The organism is Sphingobium sp. JAI105 (genome assembly GCF_015752145.1).
Lineage (GTDB): Bacteria > Pseudomonadota > Alphaproteobacteria > Sphingomonadales > Sphingomonadaceae > Sphingobium > Sphingobium xenophagum.
Window position 1 is genome coordinate 558,981 of sequence record NZ_JADOUC010000002.1, and the last position, 17,527, is coordinate 576,507.

13 protein-coding genes and 2 pseudogenes are annotated in these 17,527 nt (G+C 61.0%); 11 read left to right on the top strand and 4 right to left on the bottom strand.

Translation table 11 applies throughout. The features are described from left to right. Nucleotides 1-70: 70 nt before the first annotated feature. Nucleotides 71-733, top strand: coding sequence for a hypothetical protein (locus IWY39_RS20040; protein ID WP_181316850.1), 663 nt, complete (start codon nucleotides 71-73; stop codon nucleotides 731-733). 219 nt (nucleotides 734-952) lie between these two features. Here the strand turns inward: IWY39_RS20040 and IWY39_RS20045 are convergent, their stop codons facing one another. After that, nucleotides 953-1,489, bottom strand: a complete 537-nt coding sequence (locus IWY39_RS20045) for a DUF305 domain-containing protein (RefSeq protein ID WP_107126205.1) — start codon at nucleotides 1,487-1,489, stop codon at nucleotides 953-955. Nucleotides 1,490-1,772: 283 nt separating this feature from the next. On the opposite strand from IWY39_RS20045, the gene IWY39_RS20050 reads away from it, so the two are divergent. From IWY39_RS20050 to IWY39_RS20065, 4 genes are all read left to right on the top strand, one after another. After that, a complete protein-coding gene (locus tag IWY39_RS20050; protein ID WP_196871695.1) occupies nucleotides 1,773-3,950 on the top strand; it encodes a PAS domain-containing sensor histidine kinase in 2,178 nt (725 codons plus the stop codon). Further along, nucleotides 3,947-4,309 (top strand): response regulator, encoded by a 363-nt coding sequence (locus IWY39_RS20055; protein ID WP_107126203.1) that lies wholly within the window; start codon nucleotides 3,947-3,949, stop codon nucleotides 4,307-4,309. Before IWY39_RS20050 ends, IWY39_RS20055 begins: the two co-directional genes overlap by 4 nt. A gap of 92 nt (nucleotides 4,310-4,401) precedes the next feature. Next, nucleotides 4,402-5,715: a GAF domain-containing protein gene (locus IWY39_RS20060; RefSeq protein ID WP_196871696.1), complete on the top strand. Its 1,314-nt coding sequence runs from the start codon at nucleotides 4,402-4,404 to the stop codon at nucleotides 5,713-5,715. An 83-nt stretch (nucleotides 5,716-5,798) separates the two neighbouring features. After that, nucleotides 5,799-6,635 (top strand): IS5 family transposase, encoded by an 837-nt coding sequence (locus IWY39_RS20065; protein WP_107125139.1) that lies wholly within the window; start codon nucleotides 5,799-5,801, stop codon nucleotides 6,633-6,635. 40 nt (nucleotides 6,636-6,675) lie between these two features. Here the strand turns inward: IWY39_RS20065 and IWY39_RS20070 are convergent, their stop codons facing one another. Continuing rightward, nucleotides 6,676-6,960: a hypothetical protein gene (locus IWY39_RS20070; protein WP_107124883.1), complete on the bottom strand. Its 285-nt coding sequence runs from the start codon at nucleotides 6,958-6,960 to the stop codon at nucleotides 6,676-6,678. A gap of 105 nt (nucleotides 6,961-7,065) precedes the next feature. Here IWY39_RS20070 and IWY39_RS20075 point away from each other — a divergent pair, with 105 nt between their 5' ends. After that, nucleotides 7,066-8,442: an IS701 family transposase gene (locus IWY39_RS20075; protein WP_145170003.1), complete on the top strand. Its 1,377-nt coding sequence runs from the start codon at nucleotides 7,066-7,068 to the stop codon at nucleotides 8,440-8,442. Between the two features lie 35 nt (nucleotides 8,443-8,477). On the opposite strand, the gene IWY39_RS20080 is transcribed toward IWY39_RS20075, so the two are convergent. Beyond that, the gene (locus IWY39_RS20080; RefSeq protein ID WP_196871309.1) at nucleotides 8,478-9,854 is read right to left on the bottom strand and encodes an IS701 family transposase; all 1,377 of its coding nucleotides are present in this window, start codon (nucleotides 9,852-9,854) and stop codon (nucleotides 8,478-8,480) included. Nucleotides 9,855-9,959: 105 nt separating this feature from the next. On the opposite strand from IWY39_RS20080, the gene IWY39_RS20085 reads away from it, so the two are divergent. The 3 genes and pseudogenes from IWY39_RS20085 (at nucleotide 9,960) to IWY39_RS20100 (ending at nucleotide 13,761) form a co-directional block, all read left to right on the top strand. Beyond that, on the top strand, nucleotides 9,960-10,244 hold the full coding sequence (locus IWY39_RS20085; RefSeq protein ID WP_196871310.1) for a hypothetical protein: 285 nt from the start codon (nucleotides 9,960-9,962) through the stop codon (nucleotides 10,242-10,244). After that, nucleotides 10,229-12,088 (top strand): response regulator, encoded by a 1,860-nt coding sequence (locus tag IWY39_RS20090; protein WP_107126588.1) that lies wholly within the window; start codon nucleotides 10,229-10,231, stop codon nucleotides 12,086-12,088. Before IWY39_RS20085 ends, IWY39_RS20090 begins: the two co-directional genes overlap by 16 nt. Before the next feature lie 402 nt (nucleotides 12,089-12,490). Further along, nucleotides 12,491-13,761: pseudogene (locus IWY39_RS20100) on the top strand (DUF2254 domain-containing protein). Between the two features lie 76 nt (nucleotides 13,762-13,837). Here the strand turns inward: IWY39_RS20100 and IWY39_RS20105 are convergent. After that, on the bottom strand, nucleotides 13,838-15,736 hold the full coding sequence (locus tag IWY39_RS20105) for a hybrid sensor histidine kinase/response regulator (protein ID WP_229380835.1): 1,899 nt from the start codon (nucleotides 15,734-15,736) through the stop codon (nucleotides 13,838-13,840). Nucleotides 15,737-16,035: 299 nt separating this feature from the next. Here IWY39_RS20105 and IWY39_RS20110 point away from each other — a divergent pair. Together IWY39_RS20110 and IWY39_RS20115 are read left to right on the top strand one after the other, a co-directional pair. Next, a pseudogene (locus IWY39_RS20110) lies at nucleotides 16,036-16,380 on the top strand (transposase); the annotation flags it as partial. 238 nt (nucleotides 16,381-16,618) lie between these two features. Continuing rightward, the gene (locus IWY39_RS20115) at nucleotides 16,619-17,524 is read left to right on the top strand and encodes a tyrosine-type recombinase/integrase (RefSeq protein WP_196871325.1); all 906 of its coding nucleotides are present in this window, start codon (nucleotides 16,619-16,621) and stop codon (nucleotides 17,522-17,524) included. Nucleotides 17,525-17,527 lie beyond the last annotated feature (3 nt).

Sequence of the window (17,527 nt, forward strand, 5' to 3'; positions counted from 1 at the left end):
AAGCATCCAAAGGCATCGTTTGCTTCAATGAAGGAAGCATCGGAAGCTTCCGATTCTGAGGAGCGACGACATGAAGAAGCTGATCATTGCCAACACGCTAATCCTGGCCGCCTTGGCCGCGGCATCCCCTGCCCAGGCCCAGCTCCTGGGAGGAGGTGGTCTCGGCGGAACCGTGGGCGGAACGCTTAACGGCACGTTGGGCGGAGCCGGTTCGCTCGGTGGCACTTTGGGATCCGTCGGATCTGCCACGCAGAGCGTCACCGGCTCGGTGACCGGCTCCGGCAGCGCCACGGCGAGCAAGTCGGTCGATACCAAGTCCGGCTCAGCCAAAGCCGACGCTGGCCTCGCCGGTACGGTGACCGGCGCGGTGAATGGCGCGACGTCGGGGAACGTTCTGGGTAATTCGCTTGCGGGCAGCGGTTCGGCTTCCGGCAGTCAGTCGGTGAACAAGAGCGCCAGCGTCGGCGCTCAAGGCGTGGGAACCGATGCGGTCGGCGCTCTTGCGGGACAAGCTTCGGGAATGGCTCAGGGTAGCGCGAATGGCGCCGCGACGGCAGCGGGACAGACCAGCCGCGAGACCCAGGGCTCCGGCCAGGGCGCTCTTTCGGGCGCGGGATCGCTGGCCGGTAATTCGACAGGCCGCATGCCGTCGCCTTCGCTTAACGGAAACGCTTCGGGCAGCGGCTCCGCTTCCGGCCGAGGAGCGGCAGGAGCGGGCAATTCGCCGCAATAACCTTACATCGCGCTCCTCCTTCGTCGGGAGGGGCGCCCATATCCGACCACACGCCGGAGACGATCGCGCGGTTTCGCGCGTGTCGCTCTCCGCGCCGTCGTGGATTTGCAAAAAAAGTTTCGCCGCTTTTTACGAAGCGGTCGATCCCAATGCCCAGCTTCATCCAAAATGTCCATCAAACCAGCGCTAGCAGGACCTAGCAACAGGCTCTTCGCAGGCTCACTTGAGCGCAGCCTCGATTTCCGGGTGCATGTCCTGCGTTATCTCGGTGGTGCGGGGCGGCAAGGGGATGTTACCGCGTGCGCCATTTTCCTCAATATTGGCGATCAAAAGCTTCATCTCGGCGATTTCCTTCACCTGGGCTCTGATGATGCCATCCGCCAGCTTGCGCACGCGTGGATCGCGGATAGCAGCTTTCCGGGCGTTGTTGATAGCGATAGAATGGTGCGGGATCATCGACTTCATGAAATCCACGTCTCCAATGAGCGCTTGCTCTCTATTGATCCCCAGGGCGACGGCTCCAACCACGACCGCGCCGACCAGCACCGCGATCTTTGTCTTTTGGCCCTCATACATCTTCCACATGAAGCTGAGCATGATAACCGTCATGGCGCTGCCCATGACGATCGACGAGACCAATCGGGTCGGGCTGAAGGTTGCGTGATCGGGAACATAGATGAGCTGGTACATGAGCGGGAACATCACGGTCGTCGAAACGGCGATCATCGCAACGAATCGGCTCCAGCTCATCTTCATCGCATCATGTCCTCGCGTCTGATTTTCTACTCTGGAAACGCACTCGCAACCGGACCGTTGCAGGATACCGCTACCGTTCGCTCAAAGGACGACGTCCACACGTCGTAATCAAGTGGGCCCAGCGAAGCACAGATCACGTAATCAAGTGCCACCGTCACCTCCGGCGCCGAGCACCATATGCCGCACGGGCATCGGAAAATGAGTCCTCTTGGCGCGGGAACTAATCGCCCGTTCACGACGTTCTCCGACGTTGCGCTTCGTGCAAGGGGCTTGGGGGCTGCCGATGTCAAATGTCGAGGACTTTCCTAGATCAGCGCGCGCGTCGAGCGAGTTCGAAAGTTTGGTCGCCGCGTCACCCACGGCGCTCGACGCGATTCCGGGCGCGGTATACCTCTGCGATCACGAAGGCTGCCTCGTCCGCTACAACAGCGAGGCCGCAGAACTTTGGGCCAGAACACCACCGGTCGGCAAGAACGGGATCCGGATATGCGGATCGCACCGCCTGTTCCTCACCGACGGTACACCTCTCGCCTTTGAAGACTGCCCAATGGCTACGGCCTTGCGAACCGGAGAAGCGACCCGCAACGCCGAAGTGATCATGGAGCGTCAGGATGGATCGCGCTTCGTTGCCCTGGTTAACATCCGTGCGCTCAAAGACAGGAATGGCGCCATCGAAGGGGCAATCAACTGTTTCCAGGATATTTCAGCCTACCACGCGACGGCTGAGGAACTTCAGCGCAGGAACGAGGATCTTGACGATTTTTTCAACAACAGCGCCGTTGGGCTCCACATCGTCAACGGCGAGGGCATCATCGTCCGGGCTAATGAGGCAGAGCTGTCGCTGCTCGGCTACGGAGCCGATGAATATATTGGGCGGCACATCGCGGAGTTCCACGTCGACGCGCCTGTTATCGGGGACATCCTCCACCGGCTGTCCTCAGGAGAGAAGCTCGAAAGCTACCCGGCTCGCCTGCGCGCAAAAGACGATTCCATCAAGCATGTAGTGATCACGTCGAATGGACGCTTCAACGAGGATAGGCTGGTCAACACGCGGTGTTTCACTGTCGACCTCACCAGCCTTCGTGAAGCTGAGGCGGCCAAGCGGGAAAGCGACGAGCGGCTTTCGGCGACCTATGAGGCGGCGACGATCGGGATTGCCGAAGCTGGCGCCGATGGACGCCTGCTCCGCGTGAACGATGCGATCTGTGAGATGCTGGGACGGTCGCGCGACCAACTCCTGGATATGACCTTCTTCGATTATACGCACCCCGAGGACGCCAATGAGGATGCGGCCCTATATGCCCGGCAAGTCGCCGGCGAGCTTGATAGCTACATATTGCGCAAGCGCGCCATCAAGGGGGATGGCACGACGATCTATCTCGACATCCACAGTTCGTCTGTGAACGACGCTTCCGGGTTCCGGTACGGCGTGCGCGTAATCCAGGACGTTACGACGGCAAAGCTTCTCGAGGACCGCCTCCGCGAGGGCGAGCGGCATCTGCGAAACCTGCTCGAAGCGATGCCGGCCGCCGTCTACACGACCGACGCAGAAGGGCACGTCACCTTCTTCAACCGCGCCGCGGTCGAGATGGCGGGACGGACGCCGCAACAGGGGGACCTGTGGTGCGTTACCTGGCGACTGTTCAATCCGGACGGAACTCCGCTACCCCATGATCAATGTCCCATGGCGATCGCATTGAAGGAGAACCGTCCAGTCCGGGGCGCGGAAGCTATAGCCGAGCGGCCGGATGGAACCCGCGTACCGTTCATTCCCTATCCCACGCCGCTGCACGATGCCGAGGGCAATCTCATCGGCGCGATCAACATGCTCGTGGACATCACGGAGCGCAAGCAGGCGGAGAACCGGCAGAAGACGCTGATCGACGAGCTCAACCACCGAGTGAAAAACACGCTTGCCACCGTGCAGTCACTCGCTGCTCAAACAGCCCGGCATGCGAAGAACGCCGACGATCTCCATCGTCGCCTCGAGGCGCGATTGATGGCGCTGTCGCGGGCGCACGACCTGCTTACGCAGCGCCATTGGGAGGATGCTCCTCTCGATTCCCTCGTTCGTGAAGTGTTGCTTCCGCTTGCCGGCGGGGCGTCCGACCGGATTACATTTGATGGAGTGCCGGTGAACGTCAGCACCAGGGTTGCGCTAAATCTGACGATGGTGCTGAACGAACTTGCCACGAATGCAACGAAATATGGCGCTCTTTCGAACGATGCGGGCAGTGTCGCGCTTTGTTGGAACATTCGCTCGCAAGCGGATGCACCAAGGCTCATTCTGAACTGGCGGGAGTCGGGAGGACCGCCCGTATCACCACCGACGCGGCGCGGCCTCGGCTCCCGATTGATGGAACGGTGCATCGAGCGAGACCTCGGAGGCGAGTTTGACCTCACCTTCGCCGCCGCCGGGATCACCTGCTCGATTTCTATTCCTGTGCCGGAGACCGTATGACGGAACTTGCTGGACTTAAGGTCCTCATCGTCGAGGACGAAAGCATGGTCGCGATGCTCATCGAGGATATGTTCGAGGATCTGGGGTGCGAGATCCTGGCCTCTGCGGGAAGCGTGGCGGATGCACTTCGTCTGCTTCCCGACATACGTCCGGACTTCGCACTGCTCGACGTGAATCTCGCCGGTGAGCGGGTCCTTCCAGTTGCGGCGGCGCTCGCCGAACGGAATGTACCGTTCGCATTTGCCACAGGTTACGGCGGTGACGGGTTGCCGGAGGGGTTCGAAGACAAGCCGTTCATCGGCAAGCCATTTCAGCTCCAGCAACTAGCCGACGCGGTATCCCTCGCCGTCGTTCGCTAGCCCGGCCTTCGCTCCTCTCTCAATCTCCAGGCGCGTGGCGTCCTTCAAGGCCAGTACATACGACAATGACAGCTGACTCCCCGAATATCCAATTGGAGGCGCGCGAAGATAGCCGCCTCGCCGCAGTTCGCAGATACGACATTCTTGATACGCCGCCAGATGGAGCCTTCGACCGCATTGCCGCGATGGCAGCGAGGCTGTTTGATGTTCCGATCGCGATCATCAGTCTGGTCGATCACGATCGGATCTGGTTCAAGGCGCACCACGGTCTTGATGTAACCCAGATCGATCGCGAGCCGGGCCTGTGCGCCTCTGCTATCCTGCAGGATGATGCCTGGGTCTTGACCGATGCCAGTACCGATCCCCGGGCGCTCGCCAATCCTTTGGTGGCCGGTGAGTTCGGGCTCCGTTTCTACGCTGGCGTTCCCCTGCGGACCCATGACGGCTTCAACCTCGGCACCCTCTGCGTGATCGATCGGGAGCCTCGTCCCGTCAACGATGAGGAGATACGCCAGCTGACCGAATTGGGCGCTCTGGTGATGGACCAGATGGAATTGCGCCGAGAGGCTCGCGAGGTCGTCGCCGAGATGACGCGGATCGCAGCGGAGCGCGATGCCCAGGCCCAGCTTTTAAGGGACACCGAACGCAAGCTGGCTGCGGTTCTCGACAACGCTTCCGTCGCCGTCATGCTGATGGATGACCGGCAGCAATGTTCCTACATGAACGCTGCCGCCGAGCGCCTGACCGGCTTCACGTTCGCGGAGACGCAGGGCCGTCCGCTCCATGACGTCATCCATCATACCCGCCCGGACGGCAGCCCTTTTCCGCTTGCGGAATGCCCGATCGACCGGGCGTTTCCGGAGCGCAAGAACAGCCAAGGCGAGGAGGTGTTCGTCCACAAGGACGGGCACTTTTATCCAGTTGCCTTCACCGCAAGTCCGATTCAGGACGAGACTTCGAACACTATCGGTACGATTATAGAGGTCCAGGACATTTCCGAACGCAAGGCTGCGGAAGCCGCGCTGCGCGAAAGCCTTGATCGTCTCGCCAGCGAAAGCCGTGCGCTGGAAGTGCTGAACAGCACTGGTGCGGAACTAGCCGCAGAACTTGATCTCGGCAATCTGGTGCAGCTGGTGGTCGATGCCGGCGTCGAGCTGTCCGGAGCCGAATTTGGGGCCTTCTTCTACAATGTCGAGGACGACCAGGGCGAGCGGCTGATGCTCTATTCCCTTGCGGGTGCGGATATCGGCGATTTCGAAAAGTTCGGCATGCCGCGAGCAACCGCGGTGTTCGCGCCCACATTCCAGGGCGAGGGCGTCGTCAGATCGGACGATATCACGCGGGATGCGCGATACGGACGCAACAGCCCCAATGCGGGGATGCCTAAGAGCCTGATCCGAAATTAAGTTGAGTGGTATCAGCGGGTTAGCTTGACGGCGTGCCCTGTCGTTGATTCAGCGGTTTTGCGACAAACCAAAGGAAATCAACGATGTGGACCGACACCACTCGGGCGCAGTATGCCCGTGCGGACTTGGCTTTGCCAAGCGATTTGACCGATGCCGAATGGGCGCTGCTCGAGCCGTTCTTTCCGCCGCCCTCGCATGTAGGGCGTCCGCGCAAGTGGCCGCTCAGGCGGATTGTCGAGGCGATCCTGTATCTGTTGCGTGGCGGCCTCCCGTGGCGGATGCTTCCGCCGTGTTTTCCGCCGGTCTCGACGGTGCGGCGTTGGTTCTATCTGTGGCGGGACAGCAGGCTGTGGTTGTCGTTAAACCATACCCTGCTGCTGATCGGGCGCGAAGCTGCAGGCCGCCAGGGCTCGCCCAGCGCCGGCGTGATCGACAGCCAGAGCGTCAAAACCACGGAAAGCGGCGGGCCACGGGGTTATGACGCGGGCAAGAAGACAAAGGGGCGCAAGCGCCATATCCTGACGGATACCGACGGCAATCTCGTCCATGCCGTAGTCCACACCGCCGACATCCAAGACCGTGACGGCGCTCCGCTGGTGCTGGCCGAGATCATCAGGCGCTTCCCGTGGCTGCGCCATGTCTTCGCCGATGGTGGCTATGCCGGTGACAAACTCAGGGACGCGCTGCGCCGGATCGGCAAATGGACCATCGAGATCGTCAAACGGTCGGATGCCGCAAAGGGGTTTGTCATTCTCCCGCGACGCTGGGTCGTCGAGCGAACCCTCGCCTGGCTGAACCGCAATCGCCGCCTCGCCAAGGACTTTGAACAGACCATCGCATCGGCTACCGCATGGCTCTTCATCGCCTCGATCCAGCTCTTCGCACGCCGCATCGCAAGGCCATCAAATCACGCCCGATAATTTTGAATCAGGCTCTCAGCTCGACTTTGTACGTTTTTCGTCAGGTCCAGGTCCAGAAAATGCTGTTGTTAGCGATGTGGTCGAGTGCCTGATCGAGTGGCAAGACGCATCCGCCCATGTCGTCGATATCTTCCCAACGCCGTCGATGTGACCAGTAGCCGAGCCTAACGTCGTCACCCATACCGACCGGCTTCAGGCGCGCGATCGGCGCCTCGGTTGTCAGCAGGTAAAGGTGGTAGGCGCCTTTGTCCTCGTACCAGCCGACGCCGCCGCCATTGGCTGCGTCGAACGCTTCGATCTGCCGTGCGATTTCGTCGTCTTTCATGGCGCAACCATAGCTGCCTTCGGGTCAGAGCGTATCCGATTCAGCTCGCCGCATGGCAACAATCATAGCATTGCAACCCGTGCCAGTCGGGATTCGAAGCATGGGATGCTGGATCCAGACAAGGCCGTTATCGGCGACCCCGTTCCCCTGATACTGCGCCGTTGGCTGCAGCCGTTGCGGCCCTGTTTCACCGCGCCCAGTTGGGAGCACGTGCTCGTTCTGGTGATGGGTGCCGTGCTGGCAACAGGCAAGCGAACCGTTACCTCGTGCCTGCGTGTGACCGGCAGGGCCCAAGCCTCCAACTTTGCCAGCTATCACCAGATCCTCAACCGTGCCCGCTGGAGCTCCCGCGCTGTTGCCAGACGGCTGCTGGGCATTGTCGTCGATCGCCTTGTGCCCGACGGCCCTGTGGTCATCGGTATGGACGACACCATTGAACGCCGATGGGGACGCCGGATCAGCGCGCGGGGAATATACCGGGACCCGGTGCGCTCTAGCCACGGCCATTTCGTCAAAGCCAGCGGGCTGCGCTGGCTGAGCTTCATGGTGCTCACTCCGGTTTCATGGACCAGCCTGATCAAGGCGTTGCCGGTCCTGACGCTGCTCGCCCCTTCGGAGCGATCGAATCGAGCTCGCGGCTGTCGTCACAAAGTGCTGACGGACTGGGCCCGGCAAGGCGCACTGCAACTGTCGCGCTGGCTGCCAGGTCGTCAGATCATCTTCATCGGCGACAGCAGCTTCGCTGTCCATGAACTGGCCCATGCCATCGTACGGCGGGCAACGCTCATCAGCCGCCTACGGCTGGATGCGAACCTGTTTGCACCGCCCGCAGAGCGAACGTCGCGCACGATGGGACGACCCGCGCAGAAAGGCTTGGCGCTGCCGAAACTCAAGACCCTGCTGTCCAACCCAGCGACACGCTGGACGAGGATCTTCGTGTCCGCCTGGTATGGCCATGTCAGCGGCAAAGCACTCGATATCACATCCGGGATCGCCTTGTGGTACAGGCCGGGCACCCCGGTGTTGCCGGTCCGATGGGTGCTGGTTCGCGACCCCGACGAAAAGCGCGATCCGCAAGCCTTCTTCAGCACAGACATCGCCATCGAGCCCGCCGATATCATCGCCCTGTACGTCCGCCGATGGCAAATCGAAGTCACATTCGCCGAAACGCGCGCTCACCTGGGCGTCGAGACACAGCGTCAATGGACCGACAAAGCTATCGCTCGAACCACGCCGGCACTTCTCGGATTCTACAGCCTTATCTCGCTGTGGGCTGGTGATCTTCTCACTTCCTCAAGCACGCCTTACGCAGCCGCGTGGTATCGAAAAACCAGCCTGACATTCACCGACGCCATCGGCGCCGTCCGGCTTCAGCTCTGGGTCGGTGACATTAATTCGCATTCCCCGCCGCACCGGGAACCGCGGATAATTCCTCCCGCTCGCCTGGTCCGCATGGCAAACGCGCTGTGCTTCGCCACCTAAACGTACAAAGCCGAGCTCAGCTCGACTTTGTACGATTAGGTAGTGAAGCATAGCGCTTGGGCCATACGTACGATGCGGGTTGTTGGAATATATTGCGGTTTCCGGCGGGGCGGGGAGTGTGAGTTAATGTCGCCGACCCAAAGTTGGAGTCGGATTGCGCCGATGGCGTCGCTAAATGTCAGGCTGGTTTTCCGATACCACGCGGCCGCATAGGGTGTACTGGTACTGTTGAGAAGATCACAGGCCCAGAGCGAGATGAGGCTGTATAATCCGAGCAGAGCCGGCGTGGTTCGCGCTATGGCTTTGTCGGTCCATTGGCGCTGTGTCTCGACACCCAGGTGCGCGCGGGTTTCGGCAAAGGTGACCTCGATCTGCCATCGGCGGACGTAGAGGGCGATTATCTCGGCGGGCTCGAGGCTGATGTCGGTACTGAAGAAGGCCTGCGGGCCGCGCTTTCCGTCAGGATCGCGAACCAGGACCCAGCGGACCGGCAAGACCGGAGTGCCGGGCCTGTACCATAAGGCGATGTCAGATGTGATCTCGAGCGTCTTGCCGTTGAGATGGCCATACCAGGCAGAGACGAGAATACTGGTCCAGCGTGTCGCCGGGTTGGCGAGCAGGGTCTTGAGTTTTGATAATGCTCGCCCTTTCTGCGCCGGTCGCCCCATCGTGCGTGCCGTTCGCCCCGCAGGCTGAGCAAACAAGTTGGCGTCGAGCCGCAGTCGGCTGATGAGTGTGGCCCGGCGGACGATCGCATGCGCCAGTTCGTGGACAGCAAAGCTGCTGTCGCCAATGAAAATGATCCGCCGACCCGGCAGCCAGCGAGACAGCTGCAGCGCGCCCTGCCGGGCCCAGTCCGTCAGCAATTTGTGACGACAGCCGCGTTGACGGTTCGATCGTTCCGAAGGAGCGAGCAACGTCAAGACTGGCAGTGCCTTGATCAGGCGGGTCCATGACACCGGGGTGAGCACCATGAAGCTGAGCCAGCGCAGTCCGCTGGCTTTGACGAAATGGCCGTGACTGGAGCGGACCGGGTCGCGGTAGATACCCCGTGCGGTGATCCGGCGCCCCCATCGCCGCTCAATGGTGTCGTCCATACCAATGACCACAGGACCATCGGGCACGAGCCGTTCGACCACAATGCCCAATAAACGCCTGGCAACGGCACGCGAACTCCAGCGGGCGCGATTGAGGATCTGGTGATAGGTTGCAAAGTTGGCAGCATCGGCTCGGCCGGTCACACGCAGGCAAGTCGTAACGGTCCGTTTGCCCGTGGCCAGCAGGCCGCCCATCACAAGAACAAGGACATGCTCCCAGCTGGGAGCCGTAAAGCAGGGACGCCATGCCTGCAGCCATTGGCGCAGGATCTGGGGGACGGGATCGCCGATAACGGCCTTGTTCTGGTCCAGCATTCCATGCTTCGAATCCTGACTGAAGCACGTTGCAACGCTTAGGCTGTTGCCATGCGGCGAGGTGACTCGAATATGCTGTGACCCGACGGCAGCTATGGATGCACCATGAAAGACGAGGAAATCATTCTGCGCATCGAGACGTTCGACGCGGCCAACGGCGGCGGCGTCGGATGGTATGAGGACAAGGGCGCTTACCATCTCTATCTGCTGGAAACCGAGGCACCGGTCGCCCGCCTCAAGCCTGTCGGCTCGCGCGACGAAGTCAGGCTCGGCTACTGGTCACACCGGCGGAAATGGGAAGATATCGACGATATGGGCGGATGCGTCTTGCCACTCGATCAAGCCCTCGACCACATCGCTGAAAACAGCATCTTCTGGACCTGGACCTGACCAAAAACGTACAAAGTCGAGCTAAGGGGCACCTTCCTGTTCGAAGCTATCTCGCGGTTCCCGTAGTGTCCCGATCCGGTGAAGTGATCGGAGGATTGTTCTTCGGTCACCCTGAGACGGGAATATTTGGGGAGCGTGCCGAGCGGCTCATGGCTGGGTTGGCCGCGCAGGCGGCAGTGGCGATCGACAATGCGCGGCTGTTCCAGGCGGCCGAGCGAGCGAAGGACCAGCTCGAGGAGCGCGTACGGCAGCGGACCGCCGAAGTCGAAACTGCGCACGAGGCGCTGCGCCAGGCTCAGAAGATGGAAGCCGTCGGCCAGTTGACCGGTGGCGTGGCACACGACTTCAACAATTTGCTGACGGTGGTCACCGGCAACATCGACATGGCGACCCGCGCACTCGACGCCGCCGGTGTCGCCGACGCTCGATCCCGGCGCGCTCTGGAAAATGCCATGAAGGGCGCGGAGCGGGCCGCTGCGCTCACCCAGCGCTTGCTCGCCTTCTCCAGACGGCAACCACTAACGCCCAAGCCGCTGGACGTGGACAAACTCGTGCAGGGCATGTCCGATCTCCTGCACCGGTCGCTCGGCGAGACGATCAGCCTGGAGGTTGTCACGTCGCCTGGTCTGTGGCGGGTGGAAGCCGATCCCAATCAGCTAGAGTCCGCGGTGGTGAACCTGGCGGTCAACGCCCGCGATGCGATGCCGCAGGGCGGCCGCCTCGTGATCGAAACCGCTAACGCCCGCCTCGATGAACAATATGCTGCCGCCCATGCCGAAGTGGCTCCGGGACAATATGTGGTGATTTCGGTCACCGATACAGGCCATGGCATGCCGCGCGATACCGTTGCGCGCGTGTTCGAGCCCTTCTTCACCACCAAGGAAGTCGGCAAGGGAACGGGACTTGGGCTTTCCATGGTTTATGGGTTCGTCAAGCAATCGGGCGGGCATGTAAATGTCTATTCCGAAGAAGGCCAGGGTACGACGATCAAGATCTATCTACCCAGATTGATGAACGAAGCAGCATACGCCGACAATGAAGCGGCTGCAGTCACTCCGGGCGTCGAGATCAGCCAAAAGCGGGAGACAATATTGGTTGTCGAGGATGACGACGATGTGCGCGCCTATACCGTCGACTGCCTGCGTGAGCTGGGCTACCGCGTCCTTGAAGCCCATGACGGACCGTCCGCGCTGCGTCTGCTTGAGCGCCAGGATGATCCTATTGCACTTCTATTCACGGACGTGGTGATGCCGGGTATGTCTGGCGCAGAACTGGCTGATCTGGCGCGCGAACGCCAACCCAGATTGAAGATCCTCTACACATCGGGATATACGCGCAATGCGATTGTTCATGGCGGCCGGCTCGACTCTGGGGTCGAAATGATCGCCAAGCCGTTTACCTATGCGGCGCTGGCCCAGAAGATCCGGGATGTTCTCGATGCCGGGAGCACAGGGCGCATCCTGGTCGTCGACCCTGATCCCACGATCCGGATGCTGACGATGGACGCGCTTTCCGGAGCTGGCTATGCCTGCGAGGAGGCCGCAACGGGTAGCGAGGCACTGGGGAAAATCCGCTCGGCTCAAGGCCGTTACGATTTGGTCGTACTCGACAACAATCTTCCGGATCGGACGGGGCAGGCCGTGGCATCCGAAATTCGCGCGCTGCACCTTGATCTGCCTATCTTGCTCGCGTCCACGAGTGATGTCGAACGACTTGACGCACTCTTTGCAAGCGACGACTGCACCAGAATTCTTGGAAAGCCCTTCTCATCGACGATGCTGCTGGAAGGTATCGGCACGCTCGCCGGCAAATGCGCGCCGTCACATGATACAGCAGAGGAATGATTATTGGTCGATGCGATCTGGTCAGTGAGGGTCCATTCACCATTGGCTAGCGGAGAAGCATTCCAATAGACGCTGTCGTTTATTGAGGCGCGATCTGCTCGTCATCGCGTGCCACGTAATGTCCGCGCCCGGAGAGGAGTAAGGCTGATCAATTTTATGGCGGGCGCCGGGTGGTCCTCTTCAACTGCGACATCTGTACTTCGCCGGACGTGGTCATCACGGCGTATGAGACGCGCCGGGACGAGTTGCCCGTAGGTATCGACCTGCCGTTCCCAACGCAGGTTCTGCTGTTCCCCGATCAGTCCGAAGCGACCGATGGCAACCGACGGCATCAGCGCGAGGGCTGGCCGGCGGGCGATAATCCTCTGGCTCCAAGGGCCGTAGCAAACACCGAGGCTGAGCATGGGAAAGTATGAGCGTGCATCGTTGCTGGGTGGAACGGCATGGCTGCTGCGCCAGTTCAGGAAGCAGATTTGGGTACGTGCTTCGCTGTTCAGCGGCGCGGCGGTCATAGTCGCATTGCTAGCGGCCCTTATCGGGCCCTATCTTCCTTACGATCCGAACCTCACGCTCGCCGCCGGATCGGTCGATCATATCCTCAACATCCTCGCTTCCAGCATGCTGGCTGTGACCACCTTTTCGCTTTCCATCATGGTCGCGGCCTATTCCGCCGCGACCTCGAACGTGACGCCGCGCTCGACCAAGTTGTTGCTCACCGATTCGGCAGCGCAGAACACGCTGGCAACCTTCGTCGGCGCTTCCTGTTCAGCATTGTCGGCGTGATTGGTCTCGCGGCGGGTATCTATGGCGGCAAGGGCCGCATCATCCTGTTCTTCGCAACGCTGGTCGTCTTGTTCGTTATCGTTGCGACCTTGCTACGCTGGATAGAGCAGCTGGGAAAATTCGGACGGGTCGGTGATACGATCCGCCGGGTCGAGCAGGCGACCCTGCCGGCCTTTCGGCAGGCTGGAAAGCTGCCCCGGCTCGGTGCCCGACCTCTGGTCGCGAAATCCATTGAGGCGGGACCGATCTATGCCGAGCGATGCGGCATCATTGTACACATCGATGTGGCCAGGCTGGACGAGATCGCCAAGGAGAACAACCTCGCCATTCATCTAAGTGCGATGCCCGGATCTCTGGTGCATCCGAGTCGCCCTATCATGCACGTGCACCCGATGGCCGCGGACGGCGTGCCGGAACATCTGCGCTCCTGCGTGACGGTCGAGGATGACCGCGAATTCGAGCAGGATCCATGCTTTGGCGTCATCGTCCTCTCCGAGATCGCCTCTCGCGCGCTCTCGCCGGCGGTGAACGATCCAGGGACAGCGATCGAGGTGCTCGGCGCAGGGCTGCGCGTGTTCCTTGCCTTCGCCGACGCAGACGAGGAGCCGGATTATTGTCCGTTCGGCCATGTGCATGCGCCCGATCTGGACGTCCACGACCTGTTCCTTAGCTTCTTCAACCCGATCACGCGTGACGGCGCGGCCTTGGCGGAGGTGCAACTGCGTGTACTGGCAGTTCTGGAAGCGCTCGCGGGCCGAAGTCCGACCCTGTTTGGGGCGGCGGCATCGCGTCATGCAGGGTTTGTTGCCGAGCAGGCCCGGCGATCGCTTGCTATGGAGCACGACCGGGCGCTTGTCGTCGGCCAAGCTGAAGCACTCCTCGGGGGCTAGGCAAAGCCTATGCGCGGATTTCGCGCCGGTAAGCGAATAGGAAGGATACGCAAGAACGGTCGAGATTCCATTGTGGCTAGATCGAGCCCGTCAGGGTCTCGTCGATCGCCGCCGCCAGCGCCGTTGCTCCATAGGGCTTCTGAATCACCGGAATGCCGGAAGGAACGCCCTGTGCAACCTCACTGCTGAATCCTGTCGCCAGCAGCACACGCTGGCCCGGCCGCCGCTCGCGCAGTTCCTGAGCCAGATCAAGGCCGCTTTTGCCGGGCATGACGATATCGGAAAAGACCAGATCGAAATCATGGTCCGCGGCAACGACAGCGGCCGCCTCGGCGCAATCCGCCTCCGTCACCCGCGCGCCGATATCTTCCAGGAGCGAACGCGCGAACTCGCGCACCTGGTCGTTGTCCTCAACCAACAGGACATCGAGTTGGTCACGGCGGACCTGCGTCGCAGCGCTTTTCATCCGATCCGCCGGCATTGCCCTCGCGCGTGGCAGGATGAGCGTAATCGTTGTTCCGACGCCCACCTGGGACGCAATCGTCGTCCGTCCACCCGTTTGCGCCGCGAACCCATGAATCTGGCTGAGACCAAGACCCGTCCCCTTACCCTCGGGCTTGGTTGTAAAGAACGGCTCAAATATGCGGTCGAGCAAATCCTGCGGGATACCCTGGCCCGTATCGGAAATCGTCAGAGCGACGCAATCTTCATTATCGACATTCGCAGCCCCGATCGTCAGCCTGCCGCCCTCGGGCATGGCATCCCTCGCGTTGAACGCCGCGTTCAGCAGGGCATTTTCAAGCTCCGTGACATCCGCTTCAATCGGCCACACGTCGGGCGCTACTTCGATCACAACCTCAATTTGGATGCCAAGCGTGCGCGCCAGAACCTCGCCCCAGGCATCCAGCCGAACCGCGACATTGATCGGCTCAGGCTTGAGGGTCTGTCGACGCGCAAAAGCAAGGAGCTTGGAGGTCAGCGCAGCAGCGCGGTCCGCTGTCTCAAGGATCGCGTCGACATAGCGGTCATGTCTTTCGGGCAGCAGGTCTCGCTTTTTCAGGAGCTCCGCCGACCCGCGGACGACGGTCATCAGGTTATTGAAATCATGGGCGATGCCGCCGGTCAGTTCGCCCAAAGCCTGCAGCTTCTGGCTCTGAAACAGCGCGAGTTGGGCCTGCTCCAACTCTTCCTGAGCGTGCCGCTTCTCGGTAATATCGCGAGTAATCTTAGCGAAACCCACGACCTCTCCGGTTTCGTCGCGGATCGGATCGATGACGACATGTGCCCAGAACAGGGTGCCGTCTTTGCGAATGCGCTGAGCTTCGCGCTCATAGCGTCCTGCGGCTAGCGCCGTTTCCAGCGCGCGGGCAGGTTCGCCATTCGCTCGGTCCTCGTCGGTGTAGAAACGCGAAAAATGCTCGCCGATAATCTCATCGGCACTGTAGCCCTTGATCAACTGCGCGCCAGCATTCCAATTGGTAATTCGCCCGTCCAGATCAAGCATGCAGATGGCATAGTCATGGACGCCCTGGACAAGCATGCGAAACTGCTGCTCGCTGCGAAACAGTGCGTGGGCTGCGCGGCGGCGCTCGGTGATGTCGCGGGTGATCTTGGCGAAGCCGAGCAGCACGCCGTCCGGATCGCGGATCGGATCGACAACGACATGGACCCAGATTTCACTGCCGTCCTTGCGAACGCGTCTGCCTTCGTTCTCATATCGTCCTTCCTTAGCAGCCGTCGCGAGGATATGGCCCGGCAGCCCGGCGTCGCGGTCCTCCTGGGTGAAGAAGCGAGAGAAATTCTGGCCGATGATCTCGTCGGCTTCATACCCTTTGAAGCGCTTCGCTCCGGCATTCCAGGTAGCGATCTGACCGTCCGGATCGAGCATATAGATCGCGTAGTCGCTGACCGACTCGACGAGCAGCCTGAAACGTTGCTCGGAGTGAAAAACGTCCTGATTTTTGGGCTTATTCACGCACGACCGCCTCCCTGCCACCGTGACTTAGCTACAGGATGCGCCGGGTAGAGAAAAGCGCAACAGGTGCCGCTGTCCATCCAGCCGTTTGCCAGTCTTGAGTTGTACCTGCCCATTCAGCGGGCTGGAGCTCCCGCCAGAGGAGTTCGCACGCAGCTCGTCGCCTACCCCAGGAGCCAGACCGCGCGTTTGCGCATTCGCGTGTGATCGCGTCACAGCTGCCGCCAATTCCGCTTATTTGATATATGGTTTATCAGCATGTCCATCTTTCGAGAAAACGATTGCGCCCAGCGGGGGCCGGCATGACGCTCCATAGCTATTGGAGCTCGAACTGCCAGACATGCGCACTTCATGACCAATGCACGACCGGCAAGGAACGCCGGGTCAAACGATGGGAACATGAGGCGGTCGTCGAGGCGATGGAGCGGCGCCTTGATCGTGCGCCAGACGCCATGCGGATTCGCCGGCAGACTGTCGAGCATCCGTTCGGCACGCTGAAAGCCTGGATGGGCTCGACGCACTTCCAAACGAAAACGCTCAAGAATGTCAGAACGGAGGCCAGCCTCCATATCTTGGCCTATAACTTCAAGCGGCTGATCGCCATCCTCGGCGTCCAGCCACTGATCGCAGCGATCCAGCGCTGAGCGCCAACGCTCAACCTTCAACGCGCCGCGCCGAAACTACCGACCAGCTACTGTGAAGCCGTTTTTACACGGCCTGTCCCATTTGTCGCCGATCTGGCGTGCGGCAGCTGTCGACCAAAGCACGAACCCGCTCCGCGGGAGGGTCGCTTGGGGTGACGTAGCGTAGTATTGTTCAGGCTTTGCGAGCGGCGATGTCGCCTTGCGACCGTGGAGTTCCTTCAACGGAAAGGAACTCACCATGGATGCCATCACTTCCCCGAACCCGAAGAATTCTCTGCGCGAGCGTATGTTGCAGGACATGACGATGCGTGGCTTTGGGGAGCACACGCAGAAGGACTATATCCGGCACGTCCGATCATTTGCCGCGTTTCTCGGTCGGCCTCCCGATACGGCTACGATCGAAGACCTCCGGCGCTTTCAGATCGATCAGCATGAGCGGGCTGTTGGTCCAGCAACCATCAATGGGGCCGTATCGGCACTGCGTTTCCTGTTCAGTATAACTCTCAAGCGACCGGAGATGGCGCTGGGGCTTGTCGTCATGCACTACGCGCCCAAGTTGCGGGTGGTTTTGAGCGTCGAGGAGACAGCGCGACTGCTCGAGGCTGCGCCAGGTATCAAATACAAAGCAGCGCTCAGCGTCGCCTATGGCGCGGGCCTGCGCGTTTCGGAAGTTGCCCACCTCAAGGTCGATGACATCGACAGCACCCGGATGGTGATCCGCGTCGAGCAGGGCAAGGGACGCAAGGATCGCAACGCCATACTTTCACCGCACCTGCTGGATTTGCTTCGTCAATGGTGGCGCGAAGGCAAGCGGCGGGGAGTGATGTTGCCACATGGCTGGCTGTTCCCCGGCCGCAACGGCACGGATCCGGTCTCAGCGCGCCAGTTGCATCGCGTCGTGCAGGAAGCGGCCGAGCGCGCCGAGATCCATAAGCGGGTAAGCCCGCACACATTGCGGCATTCGTTTGCCACTCACCTGCTCGAGCAGGGTGTCGATATCCGCGTCATTCAGGTCCTGCTGGGACACGTGAACATCAACACGACCGGCATCTATACTCAGGTTTCGAGCAAGACTATGCGGGCGGTGGCCAGTCCGCTCGACCAGATCGTGGCCGTGATGGAAGGCAGGGGCCCTCCCGGTTGAACC